The 15,595-nt window shown below is 59.5% G+C and carries 10 protein-coding genes; 9 read left to right on the top strand and 1 reads right to left on the bottom strand.

The annotated features are described in order from the left end of the window. Nucleotides 1–122: 122 nt before the first annotated feature. The 7 genes from recC to PMI32_RS0128550 all read left to right on the top strand — a co-directional run bounded on the left by recC (nt 123) and on the right by PMI32_RS0128550 (nt 12,624). Nucleotides 123–3,575, top strand: a complete 3,453-nt coding sequence (gene recC / locus PMI32_RS28090; RefSeq protein ID WP_008024101.1) for an exodeoxyribonuclease V subunit gamma — start codon at nt 123–125, stop codon at nt 3,573–3,575. After that, nucleotides 3,572–7,264, top strand: a complete 3,693-nt coding sequence (gene recB, locus PMI32_RS28095) for an exodeoxyribonuclease V subunit beta (RefSeq protein WP_008024098.1) — start codon at nt 3,572–3,574, stop codon at nt 7,262–7,264. The genes recC and recB overlap by 4 nt, the downstream gene beginning before the upstream one ends. Next, nucleotides 7,261–9,369: an exodeoxyribonuclease V subunit alpha gene (gene recD, locus PMI32_RS28100; RefSeq protein WP_008024095.1), complete on the top strand. Its 2,109-nt coding sequence runs from the start codon at nt 7,261–7,263 to the stop codon at nt 9,367–9,369. The genes recB and recD overlap by 4 nt, the downstream gene beginning before the upstream one ends. Before the next feature lie 120 nt (nt 9,370–9,489). Continuing rightward, the gene (gene yfiR, locus PMI32_RS28105) at nt 9,490–10,065 is read left to right on the top strand and encodes a regulatory sequestration protein YfiR (RefSeq protein ID WP_008024092.1); all 576 of its coding nucleotides are present in this window, start codon (nt 9,490–9,492) and stop codon (nt 10,063–10,065) included. Next, complete coding sequence (gene dgcN, locus PMI32_RS28110; RefSeq protein WP_008024091.1) at nt 10,062–11,330, top strand: diguanylate cyclase DgcN/YfiN; 1,269 nt, start codon at nt 10,062–10,064, stop codon at nt 11,328–11,330. Before yfiR ends, dgcN begins: the two co-directional genes overlap by 4 nt. Continuing rightward, complete coding sequence (yfiB, locus tag PMI32_RS28115) at nt 11,330–11,830, top strand: outer membrane lipoprotein YfiB (protein ID WP_008024089.1); 501 nt, start codon at nt 11,330–11,332, stop codon at nt 11,828–11,830. The genes dgcN and yfiB overlap by 1 nt, the downstream gene beginning before the upstream one ends. A gap of 80 nt (nt 11,831–11,910) precedes the next feature. After that, nucleotides 11,911–12,624: a CatB-related O-acetyltransferase gene (locus PMI32_RS0128550; protein WP_008024088.1), complete on the top strand. Its 714-nt coding sequence runs from the start codon at nt 11,911–11,913 to the stop codon at nt 12,622–12,624. Between the two features lie 16 nt (nt 12,625–12,640). On the opposite strand, the gene PMI32_RS28120 is transcribed toward PMI32_RS0128550, so the two are convergent. After that, complete coding sequence (locus PMI32_RS28120) at nt 12,641–13,588, bottom strand: LysR family transcriptional regulator (RefSeq protein ID WP_008024087.1); 948 nt, start codon at nt 13,586–13,588, stop codon at nt 12,641–12,643. A 149-nt stretch (nt 13,589–13,737) separates the two neighbouring features. Between PMI32_RS28120 and PMI32_RS28125 the strand changes: the two genes are divergently transcribed. Both PMI32_RS28125 and PMI32_RS28130 read left to right on the top strand, forming a co-directional pair. Further along, the gene (locus PMI32_RS28125) at nt 13,738–15,264 is read left to right on the top strand and encodes a CoA-acylating methylmalonate-semialdehyde dehydrogenase (RefSeq protein ID WP_008024085.1); all 1,527 of its coding nucleotides are present in this window, start codon (nt 13,738–13,740) and stop codon (nt 15,262–15,264) included. 10 nt (nt 15,265–15,274) lie between these two features. Further along, nucleotides 15,275–15,595 (top strand): NAD(P)-dependent oxidoreductase (locus tag PMI32_RS28130; protein WP_008024084.1); only part of this gene is annotated, 321 nt, incomplete at its 3' end.

Raw genomic sequence — 15,595 nt, 5'->3', positions numbered from 1 at the left:
TGGGGTTTTGTTTTGCCCGCAGAAAAGTTCGTACAGCATTACCGGACAGCTCCCGGCTGCCACAGTCTCCCGACAATGCTAAGGTTCGGCCCTAGCTTTTGTATTTCTCCAAGGAAGCCTTTATGCCGGACGCTACGTCCCTCAGTGCTGGTTTTATGGTGGTTCACGGTAACCGCCTGGACGAGCTGCGCAGCCTGGTGGTCAGCTGGATGCGGCGATACCCGCTGGCTCCCTTGGAAAATGAAATCGCTCTGGTGCAGAGCAACGGCATCGCCCAGTGGCTAAAGCTGGCACTGGCAGAAGACCCGGAAGAGGACGATATGGGCGGCTGCGGAATCGCCGCAGCCATCGACGTGCAGTTGCCGGGCAGCTTCATGTGGCAGCTCTATCGTATGGTGCTTGGTCGAGATGAAATTCCTGCCAAGTCTTTGCTCGATAAGGCCCCGCTGACCTGGCGACTCATGCGGCTGCTTCCGCAGTTGATAGGTCAGCCCCACTTCGAGCCTCTGCATCGCTTTCTGACCAATGACACCGATTTGCGCAAACGCTATCAACTGGCTGAGCGACTGGCAGACCTGTTCGACCAATATCAGGTGTACCGAGCCGACTGGCTTGAGGACTGGGCTGAAGGTCGTCATCAATTACGCAACGGTCGGGGTGAAGCCAAACCCCTGACCCCGGCCAACTGCTGGCAGGCGGAATTGTGGCGTGCGTTGTTGCTGGATGTGGGGGAGCAAGGCATGGCGCAAAGTCGTGCTGGCGTCCATCAACGATTTATCGAGCGCATTAACAACCTCGATGTCGCCCCCGACGGATTACCATCCCGAGTGATCGTTTTCGGGATTTCTTCGCTTCCCGCTCAGGCTCTGGAAGCACTCGCCGGTCTGGCCCGTTTCAGCCAGGTTTTGCTTTGCGTGCACAACCCATGTCGTCACCATTGGGCGGACATCGTCGCCGATAAAGACCTGTTGCGGCATCAATACAAACGTCAGGCCCGCAAGAGTGGCATGCCGGTCGTGCTGGATGCGCAAACCCTGCATCAGCATGCCCATCCGCTGTTGGCAGCTTGGGGTAAACAAGGGCGGGACTACATAAATCTGCTCGACAGCTACGACGATCCCAACAGCTATCGCTCGGCGTTTCGTGACGGGCGCATTGATCTGTTCAGTGACAGCCAGCCACAGAATCTGTTGAACCAACTGCAGGACGACATCCTCGAATTGCGTCCTCTGAATGAAACGTGCGAACGCTGGCCGGCAGTCGATACAGACGCGGATCAATCGATCCGTTTTCACATTGCCCACAGTGCTCAGCGCGAAGTAGAGATACTTCACGATCAGTTGCTCGCACGCTTCAGTGCTGATCCTGGGTTAAGACCGCGCGACGTTATCGTGATGGTTCCGGACATCGACAGTTATGCACCGCATATTCGCGCTGTGTTCGGCCAGCTTGAACGCCATGACCCACGCTTCATTCCATTCACGCTCGCAGATCAAGGCCAGCGCGGTCGTGACCCGTTGCTGATTGCTGTCGAACACCTGCTCAAACTGCCAGACAGTCGTTTCCCCGTCAGTGAGATCCTTGATCTGCTGGACGTTCCAGCGTTGCGCGCTCGCTTCGGTGTAGAGGAACGTGATCTGCCGACCCTGCACCGCTGGATCGAAGGCGCGGGTATCCGCTGGGGCATGAGCGCCGAGCAACGAGCGGGGCTTGGATTGCCGCAGGAACTGGAGCAAAACAGTTGGCGTTTCGGCTTGCGGCGGATGTTGCTTGGGTATGCAGTCGGCAGTGCCAGTGCCTGCCAAGGTATCGAGCCCTACGATGAGATTGGTGGTCTGGACGCCGCGCTGATAGGTCCATTAGTGGCGCTCCTGGATGCGCTTGAAATTGCTCATCAGGAGCTCACCCGACCTGCGCCGCCCCTGCAATGGGGGATGCGCCTGCAAGCGTTGGTGCAGTTGTTTTTCCAGGCCAGTAATGAGCACGACGACTACTTGCTTGCCCAGCTCGAAGAGTTGCGTGAAACCTGGCTTGAGACCTGTGAGTCTGTCGGTCTGCACGACGAGTTGCCGTTGACGGTAGTTCGTGAAGCCTGGCTCGCCGGCCTCGATCAGGGGCGCTTGTCCCAACGTTTTCTCGCCGGTGCAGTTAACTTTTGCACCTTGATGCCCATGCGCGCGATCCCGTTCAAGCTGGTCTGCCTGCTCGGGATGAATGATGGCGATTATCCGCGAGCGCAACCGCCACTGGACTTCGACCTGATGGGCAGCGATTACCGTCCGGGTGATCGCTCCCGGCGCGAAGACGACCGCTATCTGTTGTTGGAAGCGCTATTGTCAGCACGTAACCAGCTCTACATCAGTTGGGTTGGCCGCAGCATTCGCGATAACAGCGAACGCCCGGCTTCTGTGCTGATTGGCCAACTGCGCGACCATCTGGCCAGCGGATGGCGACTGCAAAATGCCGATGAAGACTTGCTTGAGGCAATGACTCAGGAGCACCCATTACAGCCGTTCAGTGCCCGCTATTTCCACGAAGGCGATGACTTGTTCAGCTACGCCAGCGAATGGCAGGTGCTTCATCATGCTGTTGAGTCGGCAACCGATAACAGCAACCTCGCCCCCTATGTTCAGGAAGAGCCGCTAAGCCTTGGCCAACTGCAGGACTTTCTGCGCAACCCGGTGCGGCACTTCTTCAGTCAGCGGCTGAAGGTGTTCTTTGAAGCGGCTGAAGTGCCGCTTGCCGATGAGGAGCCATTTGTCCTCGACGCGCTGCAACGCTACAGCCTCAGCGACAGTTTGCTCGACGCCGCGCTGGAGCATCTGGATCAATCCGATCAGGCTTTGGAGGCGCAGGCCAAACGTCTGCAAAACAGCGGCCTGCTGCCCATGGCCGGCTTTGGCGAATGCCTGCAACGGGAATTGATCGAGCCATTGCCGGATCTGCTGCAGCGTTATCAACAGCTTTTGGCCCTATGGCCGACACCGCTCACCAGCGCTTTACCTGTGAGTCTTGAGCTGCAAGGGCTGCGCCTCGAAGGTTGGCTCAGCGGTCTGCATCAGCGAGCCGACGGTGGTTTGCTGTCGGTCACCACGATTCCCAACAGCATCGGCTCGATCAAATCTCGCAAATGGCATCGTCTGACACGGTCATGGGTCAATCATCTGGTTGCCAGCGCCAGTGGAATGGCCATGACCACTGCGCTGGTGGCCAGTGACGACAGCCTGCTGCTCGGTCCGATGGAGAAGGATGTTGCATTCCGGACCTTGAGCGACCTGCTGATGGCCTGGCAAGCAGGCATGCGCCAACCGCTACCCATTGCAGTAAAAACGGCGTTTGCCTGGCTGGCCCAGACTGATCCTGCCAAAGCCGACGCGGCTGCTCGCAAAGCCTATGAAGGTGACGGCCTGACCACTGACGGCGAGCGCCGCGAAAGTCCCGCGCTCGCCCGGCAGTTTGCTGACTATGACGCACTGATTGCCGACGAGACCTTCGCCGATTGGTGCAACGCCTTGTACAAGCCAATGCTGGAAGCGCCCTGGCGCTCATTGACCAGCGAGGAGCCGCGCTCATGACCAGCCAGACACCGTTGGCCCTGGCGTTCCCGCTGCGCGGCAGTCAACTGATCGAGGCCAGTGCCGGGACCGGCAAGACCTTCACTATTTCCGCGTTATACCTGCGTCTGGTCTTGGGCCACGGCGGAGAATCAAGCGGATTTGGACGTGAGTTGTTACCGCCGCAAATCCTCGTTGTGACGTTCACCGACGCCGCGACCAAAGAGCTGCGCGAACGTATTCGAACGCGTCTTGCCGAAGCCGCACGATTTTTCCGCGATGAAACACCGGCGCCGGATGCCCTGATTGCAGAGCTGCGTGAACAGTACCTTCCCGAGCAGTGGCCCGGATGCGCAAACCGTCTGGACATCGCTGCTCAGTGGATGGACGAAGCAGCTGTCTCGACCATCCACAGTTGGTGTCAGCGCATGTTGCGCGAGCACGCGTTCGACAGTGGCAGCCTGTTTACCCAGACTCTGGAAACCGATCACAGTGATTTGCTCGGCGAGGTTCTGCGCGATTACTGGCGATTGTTTTGTTACCCGATGCAAGGCGATGCGCTGAATTGGGTGCGCGGTAATTGGGGCGGGCCCGCAGCCCTGTTGCCGCGAGTTCGTGGTTTGTTCGCCAGTGAGCGCCACAGCGCTGAAGGCAAAGAGCCCGTCGAGCTGATCACTGAGTGTCTGCAGGAGCGACGGTCTGCGTTGCTCGAACTTAAAATGCCTTGGCGTCAATGGGCGGACGAGTTGCTTGCCATCTGTAATGAGGGCGTCGCGAGTAAAAGCGTCGACGGTCGGAAGATGCAGGCACGCTATTTCGAACCCTGGTTCGAAAAGATAAAAGCCTGGGCCGAAGATGAATTGCTTGAACAGTTGGATATTGGCACCGGCTTCACTCGCCTGACGCCTGATGGCATGGCTGAGGCGTGGAAAAAAGGCGAAGTGCCCAATCACCCGGGACTGGACGCAATGCCTGGCCTCAAGGCCAGTCTCGACAGTTTGCCGACCCCCGATGCGGCAGTCCTGCAACACGCCACTCAGTGGGTAGGCGCGCGGTTCGAGGAGGAAAAACGTCGCCGCGCGGAAATGGGTTTCGATGACATGCTGCTGCGCCTCGATGCTGCGTTGCAAGCCGAGGGCGGCGAACGTTTGGCAACCCTGATCCGCGAGCAATTTCCGGTAGCGTTGATCGACGAATTCCAGGATACCGACCCGGTTCAGTACCAGATCTTCGAAAGCATCTATCGCATCGAGGACAACAATCCTGAATGCGGCCTGTTCCTGATCGGCGACCCGAAGCAGGCGATCTACGCCTTCCGTGGTGCTGACATCTATACCTACCTGCGTGCCCGCCAGGCCACCACTGGCCGGTTGCATACCCTGGGCACCAACTTCCGTTCCAGCCATGGCATGGTCGATGCGGTGAACCATGTGTTCGAGCGCGCCGAGTCGCGGGAAGCGGGGCGGGGCGCATTTCTGTTCCGTGAAAAAAGTGGCGAAAATCCGGTGCCGTTCCTGCCGGTCGCCTCCCAGGGCCGCAAAGAGGTTTTGCAGGTTAAGGGGCAGGTTGTACCCGCTCTGAACATCTGGCATCTGCCCGCCGAACAACCATTGTCCGGTGCCGTTTACCGACAGCAATTAGCCGCTGCTTGCGCCAGTGAAATCACTGCTTTGCTCAATGGCGGGCAACAAGGCCAGGCGGGTTTCATCCAGGACGGCAAGGACTTCAAAGGCTTGCTGCCAGCGGATATTGCGATCCTGGTACGTGACGGCAAAGAGGCTCAGGCCGTGCGCGCAGAACTCACGGCCCGGGGCGTGCGCAGCGTGTATCTGTCGGACAAGGACTCGGTGTTCGCCGCACAGGAAGCTCATGACCTGCTGACCTGGCTCAAGGCTTGCGCCGAGCCGGATGTCGAGCGTCCGCTGCGAGCGGCGTTGGCCTGTATCACGCTGAATCTGTCGCTGGCTGAGCTGGAACGCTTGAATCAGGACGAGTTGGCGTGGGAAGCGCGGGTCATGCAGTTCCGCGGTTATCGCGAACTCTGGCGCAAACAGGGTGTGCTGCCGATGCTGCGTCGCTTGCTGCATGACTTCCAGCTACCTCAGGCACTGATCGCGCGAAGCGACGGCGAGCGTGTGCTGACCAACCTGCTGCACTTGTCCGAACTGTTGCAACAGGCGGCCGCCGAACTCGATGGCGAGCAAGCGTTGATCCGGCATTTATCCGAACACCTGGCGTTGTCCGGCCAGGCTGGCGAAGAGCAGATACTGCGTCTGGAGAGCGACGAGCAACTGGTCAAGGTCGTGACGATTCACAAGTCCAAGGGACTTGAGTATCCGTTGGTGTTCCTGCCGTTCGTATGTTCGGCGAAGCCGGTCGACGGCAGCCGCTTGCCGCTGCATTACCACGACGAGACCGGCAAGGCCCAGGTGACGTTGAAGCCGACACCCGAGTTGATCGCGCTGGCCGATCATGAGCGCCTGGCCGAGGATCTGCGCTTGTTGTATGTGGCCTTGACCCGTGCACAACATGCCTGTTGGCTCGGTGTTACGGACCTCAAGCGCGGCAATAACAACAGTTCGGTGCTGCACCTTTCGGCACTGGGTTATTTGCTGGGCGGTGGTGCGCCATTGAACGAATCGGCGGGGTTGACGCGTTGGCTTGAAGACTTGCAGCAGGATTGTGCGGCGCTGAACTACAGTGAAATGCCTGAAGAAACCGCCGAGCATTACCACCCGCCGCAAAACGATGCGACATTGCTTGCCCCGCTGATTCCCAAACGCAAGGCCAGCGAAAACTGGTGGATTGCCTCCTACAGCGCCCTGCGCATTGGCGACAGCCTGAGCGTGGGCAGTGACGAAGCACCGGAAAACCCGCAAGCGCAAAAGCTGTTTGACGACGAGCGCCTTGACCCGGAAGCGCCGAGAGAAGTGGTCGCTGGCGGTGCCGATATCCATCGCTTCCCTCGGGGGCCAAACCCCGGCTCCTTTCTCCATGGTTTGCTTGAATGGGCCGGCAACGAAGGTTTTACCGCCACACCACAAGCCGTGGAAGATGCCATTGCCCGTCGCTGCAACCGTCGTGGTTGGGAAGGCTGGATCACCACGCTGAGCGATTGGCTGCAGCATCTGCTCAAGTCCCCGCTGCACATCGGTTCCGGACAGGCGCCGGTGATATTCGAGCAATTGACCCAGTACCGCGTCGAGATGGAGTTCTGGTTCGCCAGCCATAAAGTCGATGTGCTCAAACTCGACGAACTGGTCCGCCAATACACCCACAACGGCGTTGCCCGTGTTGCAGCCGAACCGGTGTTGCTCAATGGCATGTTCAAAGGTTTCATCGATCTGACGTTCGAACATGATGGTCGCTATTACGTCGCCGATTACAAATCCAACTGGCTGGGCGTCGATGACATGGCCTATACCGAGCAAGCCATGGAGCAGTCGATTCTGGACAATCGCTACGACCTGCAATACGTGCTGTACCTGTTGGCCCTGCACCGCCAACTCAAGGCGCGGCTTGCCGATTACGATTACGACCGGCACGTCGGTGGGGCGCTGTATCTGTTCCTGCGTGGCACCCGCGCATCCAGTCAGGGCGTGTATTTCGCCCGTCCGCCAAGAGAACTGATCGAGCGTCTTGACCGGCTGTTCCAGGGCAAGCCAGAACCCAAGGCCGAACCTGCCTGGGAACAGGGAGTACTGCTATGAGTCGCACCTTCGCCGATTTGCTGCCGACGCCATTGGCCGCGGAAAGTCTGGCGAGTCTGGCACCGTTGAGTCGCGCCGATGACTTGTTGCTGCTGCTCACCCGTTGGGTCGAGCGGGGCTGGTTGCGAGCGCTGGACAAGGCCTTCGTTGCGTTCTTGCACGAACTCGCTCCCGACGATGACCCTCTGGTGTTGCTGGCTGCGGCATTGACCAGTCACCAATTGGGCCACGGCCATGTATGCCTGGACCTGTTCGAGACCCTGAAAGAGCCTGACTTCGCACTGTCATTGCCCCCTGAAGGTGATCTGCAAAGTGGCGCGATGCTGCTGCCATCACAATTACTCGAGGCGCTGGACGGTGCCCATTGGTGCAAGGTACTGGCCGCCAGCAATCTGGTCGCATTGGCAGCAGACAGAAGTGAAACGGCTCAACAAAGGCCGTTGGTACTGTCGGGGAAACGCCTTTATCTGCGCCGCTATTGGGCTTACGAGCGGCGTATCGATGACGCCCTGCGTGTGCGTCTGGCCGAACACGAAACCACACCGAGTGATCTGCCCCAACGTCTTGTCGGTTTGTTCGGCCAGGCCAAGCCTGGCGAGCTGATCGACTGGCAGAAACTCGCGTGTGCCTTGGCGACCCGCAGTGCCTTCAGCATCGTCACCGGCGGCCCGGGGACCGGTAAGACCACCACGGTCGTGCGCTTGCTGGCATTGCTTCAGGCGCCGGCGGTGGAGGCTGGCAAACCCTTGCGCATCCGTCTCGCCGCCCCCACCGGGAAAGCTGCGGCACGGTTGACGGAGTCCATCAGCCAACAAGTCCGCACGCTGGAAGTCGCTGAAGCCGTGCGAGATAAAATTCCGTCAGACGTTACCACCGTGCACCGTCTGCTCGGCAGTCGGCCTGGTACACGACATTTCCGGCACCACGCCGGTAACCGTTTGCCGCTGGATGTGCTGGTGGTGGATGAAGCCTCAATGATCGACCTGGAGATGATGGCCAATCTTCTCGACGCGATGCCGGCCCATGCCCGACTGATTCTGTTGGGTGACAAGGACCAACTGGCCTCGGTGGAGGCCGGTGCAGTGCTGGGTGATCTGTGCCGCGACGCCGAGGCTGGTTGGTATAGCCCGCAGACGCGTCAGTGGCTGGAAACGGTCAGTGGTGAAAACCTCGCAGCCAGTGGTTTGCAAGAAGACACTCAGGGGACTCATCCGCTGGCCCAGCAAGTGGTAATGCTGCGTCACTCGCGCCGGTTCGGCGAGGGAAGCGGCATTGGTCAACTGGCACGTTGGGTCAACCGGCAACAACCCGAAGAGGCTCGGCAGCTGCTGGCGGCTCGAAGCCACGGCGATGTATTTTCCCTGCCCCTCAAGGGTGAACAAGACCGGGCGCTGGAGCGCCTATTGCTCGAAGGTCATGGTGATGGGCCGCAAGGCTACCGGCATTACCTCAGCCTGCTGCGCCACCTGCGGCCATCGCCCGACAGCTCGCTTGAGGATTCACGCTGGACCGATTGGGCGCGCCAGGTGCTGCAAGCCTTCGACGCCTTCCAGTTGTTGTGTGCCGTTCGCAAAGGGCCATGGGGTGTGGAAGGTTTGAATCAGCGCGTGACCGATGCGTTGCTCAAGGCCCGATTGATCGACAGCAATCAGCAGTGGTACGAAGGCCGGCCTGTGCTGATGACCCGTAACGACTATGGCTTGGGTTTGATGAACGGCGACATCGGCATCGCCCTCAAGCTGCCGGAGCGCGATGGCCCCGAGGCGGGTCGTCAGGTATTGCGCGTGGCCTTCCCGCGCAATGACGGCCAGGGTGGCGTGCGTTTTGTCCTGCCGAGTCGGCTCAATGATGTCGAAACCGTGTACGCCATGACCGTGCACAAATCCCAGGGCTCCGAGTTTGCCCATACGGCGTTGATTTTGCCGGACGCCCTGAACCCGGTTCTGACCAAGGAGCTGATCTATACCGGCATTACCCGGGCCAAGGACTGGTTCACATTGATCGAGCCACGTGCCGGAGTGTTTGAAGAGGCGGTGCGACGCAAGGTCAAGCGGTTGAGCGGGTTGATGCTGGAGTTGGAAGAGACAGTCGAGCCGAGGCAATAAATGGCGGCGGCACCGGACGCCGGAAACTGTCCGAAGTGCCGTCGTACGTGGCCTCGCTGGTGTTTCAGCGCTGTGCTATCGTTGCGGCACCCTCCCGTTACGATCGAAGAGAATCCCTGCATGAAGGTGGCTGTCTGGATGACAGAGTGCGTTGCTGGCTGCAAGCAGGCCGTACTTGCAGGTTTTCTCTGTTTGCTGAGCGGCTTCGTTTTCGCTCAAGCGCAAACAGCACCAGGCATGGCCGACCAGCGCGCCAAATCGGTCACGCAGGTTGTACTTGGGATACTCAGCTATGCCCGCTGGCCAGTTGAGCCCGCACAACTTCGTTTGTGCATCGTCGGCCCTACCGAATACACCGACGACCTGGTCAAGGGCACCACCCAGGCCACCGGCCGACCCGTTAACGTGCGCCGCCTGCTGGCCGACAACCCATCCATTGTCAGTGAGTGCGACGCGGTGTACATCGGCAAACTGACCAGCGAAGAGCGCAGCCGGTTGTTCGCTTCGCTGAGCGGGCATCCGGTGTTGAGCATCAGCGAAAGCGACGATCAATGTACCGTCGGCAGTCTGTTCTGTTTGCGTGTCGGCGATGAACAAGTGTCCTTTGAGGTCAACCTCGATTCTGTCGCCCGCAGCGGCGTGCGAATTCACCCAAGTGTGCTGCAACTGTCCCGCCGCAAGCCGGCGGCGCCATGAGGCTATTCAAACCTGGCAGTCGTCCGACCTTGCGTTCGGTCATTGGCCGCGGTCATTTGATCGTCGCGCTGGTCGGCGTGGCCATGGCCAGCATCTCGCTAACGCTGCTCGGCGTCCTGGCGTTGCGAGTCTATGCCGACCACAACCTGCACCTGATCGCACGATCCATCAACTACACCGTGGAAGCTGCCGTGGTGTTCAACGACAAAGCCGCCGCCACTGAAGCGCTGGCACTGATCGCCTCCACCGAAGAAGTGGCGGATGCCCAAGTGCTGGACGAGCAAGGCAAGTTGTTGGCGCGTTGGCAGCGGCCGGAAACCGGATTGTTCTCTGATCTCGAAATGCAGATGGCCAAAGCCTTTCTGGAAGAGCCCATCAGCATGCCGATCATCCATCAAGGTCAGGAAATCGGCAGCACTCTGCTGATCGGCCACGGCGGCAGCCTGATGCGCTTCTTGCTCAGCGGTCTGGTGGGCATCGTTCTGTGCACCGCCGCCAGTGCCTGGGTAGCGCTTTATCTGGCTCGCCGACAACTGAGCGGGATCACCGGTCCGCTGCGCAGTCTGGCGTTCGTGGCGCACGCTGCGCGTAGCGAACGAGCCTTCGACCAGCGTGTGCCGCCTGCCGACATCGCCGAACTCGATAACCTGGGCAATGACTTCAATGCCCTGCTCGACGAACTCGAATCCTGGCAAACCCACCTGCAAAGCGAGAATGAAACCCTCGCCCACCAGGCCAGTCATGACAGCCTCACCGGGTTGCCGAACCGGGCGTTTTTCGAAGGCCGATTGATTCGTGCGCTGCGCAACGCCAACAAGCTCAACGAGCGGGTAGCGGTGCTGTTTCTCGACAGTGACCGGTTCAAGGAAATCAACGACACCTTCGGCCACGCTGCCGGCGACGCGGTGTTGGTCGCAGTCGCCAATCGGGTTCGCGCGCAACTGCGCGAAGAGGATCTGGTGGCGCGTCTTGGGGGGGACGAGTTTGCTGTCCTGCTGACACCGCTGCACAAGACCGAAGACGCCGAGCGGATCGCCGATAAAATCATTGCCAGCATGGAAGTGCCGATCCCGTTGCCGGGTCATACTCAGGTTTTGACTTCTCTGAGCATCGGCATTGCCGTGTACCCGGATCATGGTGCGACACCGGGTGCTCTGCTCAATGCTGCCGATGCGGCCATGTACCAGGCCAAACGCTTTTCCAGAGGTGCACAGCACACGTCAGGGTCGGAGCACCCTGTCGCCGATGTTCAAACCAGGAGCTAATGTCCGTGTTCTCATTCAATCTGCGATTTCTTGCGATCCCCTTGTTCATGGCTTTGCTGGCACTGACCGGTTGCCAGACGGCACCACAAAAAGGTTTGAGTCCGGCACAGGTTGCAGTGCTGCAACAGCAAGGTTTCGAGTTGACCGACGAGGGCTGGGCGTTTGGCTTGTCCGGTAAAGTGTTGTTTGGCAGTGATGTCGAAAGCCTGAATCCGCAGAGCACCGAGATCGTCGAGCGCATTGGCAAGGCGTTGCTGGGTGTCGGGATCGATCGGGTGCGGGTTGATGGTCACACTGATGCGTCGGGCAAAGAGACCTACAACGAACAGCTGTCGTTGCGCCGCGCGAATAGCGTCGGCAAGGTCCTGACCGCGGTCGGCATGAAAGAACAGAATATCCAGCTAAAGGGCTTTGGTAGCAGTGAACCGGTTGCCTCCAATGACAACGCGGCCGGTCGAACCGAAAACCGCCGGGTGTCGATTGTGGTGAGCGCCGACTGATCGGCTGACCCTCTTTTTTAACTATTTTTTTTGGGGGGAATACATACCCCCGTAGATGAACGGAACACGACGACTGCCACATGGAAAAAATAATAAATTACTGCCGCAACCACTTCTGGAAAAAATGGCTTCGCCAGCATAAATGCAAGATCGCTGGCGGGGTGTCATCGCTTAACGCCAAAACCACGTTGCTGGTGGAAGAGAATGTTTCGCTCGGTCATGTGGTGATCGGCGCCAAACGGTTGAGCATTGGTGCTCACACTTACATTCGAAGTGGTTGCGTGCTGTCCGCGGTGTCCTCGATAGGACGGTTTTGTTCGATCGGAAATGACTGCTACATCGGACAAGACAAAAATACCCACCCGTCCGACTGGGTCAGTTCGCACCCCTTCCAATTTACCCGTACAAAACTGTCCTTCGAACCAGAGATCGTTGATGTAACGATCGGCGACGACGTATGGATCGGACATGGCGCCATGATCATGGAAGGTGTCACGGTGGGCACGGGGGCCATCATCGCCACTCGCGCACTGGTTGCCCACGATGTGCCGCCCTATGCAGTAGTCGCCGGGATTCCGGCGAAGGTCATCAAGTATCGGCACCCGCCAGAGGTTGTGGCGCAGTTGCTTGAGAGCAAATGGTGGGAATGTAATGTCGATTTTCTTCTGAGCTTGCGTTTGGACGACCCCCGTACTTCCCTGCCAATGATTATCGACTCACACAAGGCCAACCGGGTTGTTTACAAGCGGCTGGAAGTCACCCGCAAGGGCTGCCAATTGGCTAGCCCACTTTGAACATCTGCTCAGCTGCTCAGTCCGTAAACCGCAGCTCCCGCGTTTCGCCCAGTAATAACGGGCGATTTAGCTCAGTCACTTCACGGATGTAATCCCACAACAGGGTGATCCGCTTGAGCTTGCGCAGGTCCTCGCGGCAGTACATCCAGAACTGCCGGGTGATGTTGATTTCCTCCGGCAACACCGGCAGCAACCGCGGATCCTGAGCCGCGAGGAAGCACGGCAGAATCGCCAGCGAACGCCCTTGCTGCGCTGCAACGAATTGCGCAATCACGCTGGTGCTGCGCAAGTTGGCGCTGGCACCGGGCAGCACGTTCGCCAGGTACAACAGCTCCGAACTGAAGGCCAGGTCGTCGACATAACTGATAAATGAATGCTTGCCCAAGTCCGCCGGGCGCCGGATCGGTGGGTGTTTGTCCAGATAGTCCTGGGTCGCGTACAGCTGCAACCGGTAGTCACAGAGTTTGCAGCAGACGTACGGGCCATGCTCCGGACGTTCCAGGGCGATGACGATGTCCGCCTCGCGTTTGGACAGGCTGATGAAGTGCGGCAGCGGCAGGATATCCACCGAGATCGCCGGGTAGGCGTCGACGAAATGGCTCAGCTGCGGGGTGATGAAAAAGCTGCCGAACCCTTCGGTGCAACCCATCCGCACGTGACCGGACAGCGCCACGCCGGAACCGGAAACCTGTTCGCACGCCATGTGCAGCGTGCTCTCGATCGACTCGGCGTAACCCAATAAACGCTGACCCTCAGCGGTCAGGACAAAACCGCTGGTCCGGGACTTCTCGAACAACAATGTACCCAATGCCGCTTCCAGCGAGCTGATACGCCGCGACACCGTGGTGTAGTCCACCGCCAGGCGCTTGGCCGCGGTGCTGGCCTTGCGGGTGCGGGCCACTTCGAGGAAAAACTTGAGGTCATCCCAGTTCAGCGAACCTAAAGACGTGATGTTTTTTTGCATGATGGACCGGCTTTTATGTGCGTTCTTATTAGAAGTTTGCACATCTATACTCCAAAAACAGTCCGACAACCAATTCGCGACACACGCCTCATCTCAAGGCGACTTATCCGCCTTGGCTCCCTGCATAACAACAAGTCCAGGAGACCAGCATGAACGCATCGCTCACGCCCAACGAAACCACTGTCCAGAACGTCAAACTGTTGATCGACGGCGAGTGGGTCGAGTCCCAGACCACTGAGTGGCACGACATCGTCAACCCGGCGACTCAGCAAGTACTGGCCAAGGTTCCGTTTGCCACCGCCTCGGAAGTCGACGCCGCGATCAGCGCCGCCCATCGCGCCTTCCAGACCTGGAAGCTGACGCCGATCGGCGCCCGCATGCGCATCATGCTCAAGCTCCAGGCGTTGATCCGCGAACACTCCAAGCGTATCGCCGTGGTGCTCAGCAACGAACAGGGCAAGACCATTGCCGACGCTGAAGGCGATATTTTCCGTGGCCTGGAAGTCGTCGAACATGCGTGCTCCATCGGCAGCCTGCAAATGGGCGAGTTCGCCGAGAACGTCGCGGGCGGCGTCGATACCTACACCCTGCGCCAGCCAATCGGCGTTTGCGCCGGCATCACCCCGTTCAACTTCCCGGCGATGATTCCGCTGTGGATGTTCCCGATGGCCATCGCCTGCGGCAACACCTTCGTGCTCAAACCGTCCGAACAGGACCCGATGTCGACCATGCTGCTGGTGGAACTGGCCATCGAGGCGGGCGTTCCGGCGGGCGTGCTCAACGTGGTTCATGGCGGCAAGGACGTGGTGGACGCGCTCTGCACCCACAAAGACATCAAGGCGGTTTCCTTCGTCGGTTCGACTGCCGTCGGTACTCACGTTTATGACTTGGCCGGTAAGCACGGCAAGCGCGTGCAATCGATGATGGGCGCAAAAAACCACGCCGTGGTGCTGCCGGATGCCAACCGCGAACAAGCGCTGAATGCGCTGGTCGGTGCCGGTTTCGGTGCGGCCGGTCAGCGTTGCATGGCAACGTCGGTGGTGGTGTTGGTCGGCGCGGCCAAGCAATGGCTGCCGGACCTGAAAGCGCTGGCGCAGAAACTCAAGGTCAACGCTGGCAGCGAGCCGGGCACGGACGTTGGTCCGGTGATCTCCAAGCGTGCCAAAGCGCGGATTCTGGATCTGATCGAAAGCGGCATCAAGGAAGGCGCCAAGCTTGAGCTGGATGGTCGTGACATCACGGTTCCCGGCTACGAGAAGGGCAACTTTGTCGGTCCGACCCTGTTCTCTGGCGTGACCCCCGAGATGCAGATCTACACCCAGGAAATCTTCGGCCCGGTGCTGGTGGTGCTGGAAGTGAATACGCTCGACGAGGCCATAGCCCTGGTCAACGCCAACCCGTTCGGCAACGGCACGGGCCTGTTCACCCAAAGCGGTGCGGCGGCGCGCAAATTCCAGAACGAAATCGACGTGGGTCAGGTCGGCATCAACATTCCGATTCCGGTGCCGGTCCCGTTCTTCAGCTTCACCGGTTCGCGCGGTTCCAAGCTTGGCGACCTCGGCCCGTATGGCAAGCAAGTGGTGCAGTTCTACACTCAGACCAAGACCGTCACCAGTCGCTGGTTCGATGACGACAGCGTCAACGACGGTGTGAACACCACCATCAACTTGCGTTAAGGAGCCGGACATGAAAATCGCTTTTATCGGTCTCGGCAACATGGGCGCGCCGATGGCGCGCAACCTGATCAAGGCCGGCCACGCGCTGCGACTGGTTGATTTGAACAAAACCGTTCTGGCCGAACTGGAGCAACTGGGCGGCAGCATCAGCGCGACGGCTCGTGAAGCGGCTCAAGGCGCAGAACTGGTGATCACTATGCTGCCCGCCGCTGTGCACGTGCGCAGCGTGTGGCTGGGTGAAGACGGCGTGCTCGCCGGTATCGGCAGCGGCGTGCCAGCCGTGGATTGCAGCACCATCGACCCGCAAACGGCGCGTGATGTGGCGGCAGCC

This window comes from Pseudomonas sp. GM60 (genome assembly GCF_000282415.1).
In the GTDB taxonomy this organism is placed as follows: domain Bacteria; phylum Pseudomonadota; class Gammaproteobacteria; order Pseudomonadales; family Pseudomonadaceae; genus Aquipseudomonas; species Aquipseudomonas migulae.
The sequence above is the reverse complement of the archived record's forward strand: the minus strand, read 5'-3'. Positions and strand labels throughout refer to the sequence as shown.

Bases quoted from the DNA above. Each gene is read 5' to 3' on its own strand.
- PMI32_RS28125 (WP_008024085.1), top strand. From the start codon at position 13,738: ATGAACGCATCGCTCACGCCCAACGAAACCACTGTCCAGAACGTCAAA.
- yfiR (WP_008024092.1), top strand. From the start codon at position 9,490: ATGAAGGTGGCTGTCTGGATGACAGAGTGCGTTGCTGGCTGCAAGCAG.
- PMI32_RS0128550 (WP_008024088.1), top strand. From the start codon at position 11,911: ATGGAAAAAATAATAAATTACTGCCGCAACCACTTCTGGAAAAAATGG.
- dgcN (WP_008024091.1), top strand. From the start codon at position 10,062: ATGAGGCTATTCAAACCTGGCAGTCGTCCGACCTTGCGTTCGGTCATT.
- recC (WP_008024101.1), top strand. From the start codon at position 123: ATGCCGGACGCTACGTCCCTCAGTGCTGGTTTTATGGTGGTTCACGGT.
- recD (WP_008024095.1), top strand. From the start codon at position 7,261: ATGAGTCGCACCTTCGCCGATTTGCTGCCGACGCCATTGGCCGCGGAA.
- recB (WP_008024098.1), top strand. From the start codon at position 3,572: ATGACCAGCCAGACACCGTTGGCCCTGGCGTTCCCGCTGCGCGGCAGT.
- yfiB (WP_008024089.1), top strand. From the start codon at position 11,330: ATGTCCGTGTTCTCATTCAATCTGCGATTTCTTGCGATCCCCTTGTTC.
- PMI32_RS28120 (WP_008024087.1), bottom strand. From the start codon at position 13,588: ATGCAAAAAAACATCACGTCTTTAGGTTCGCTGAACTGGGATGACCTC.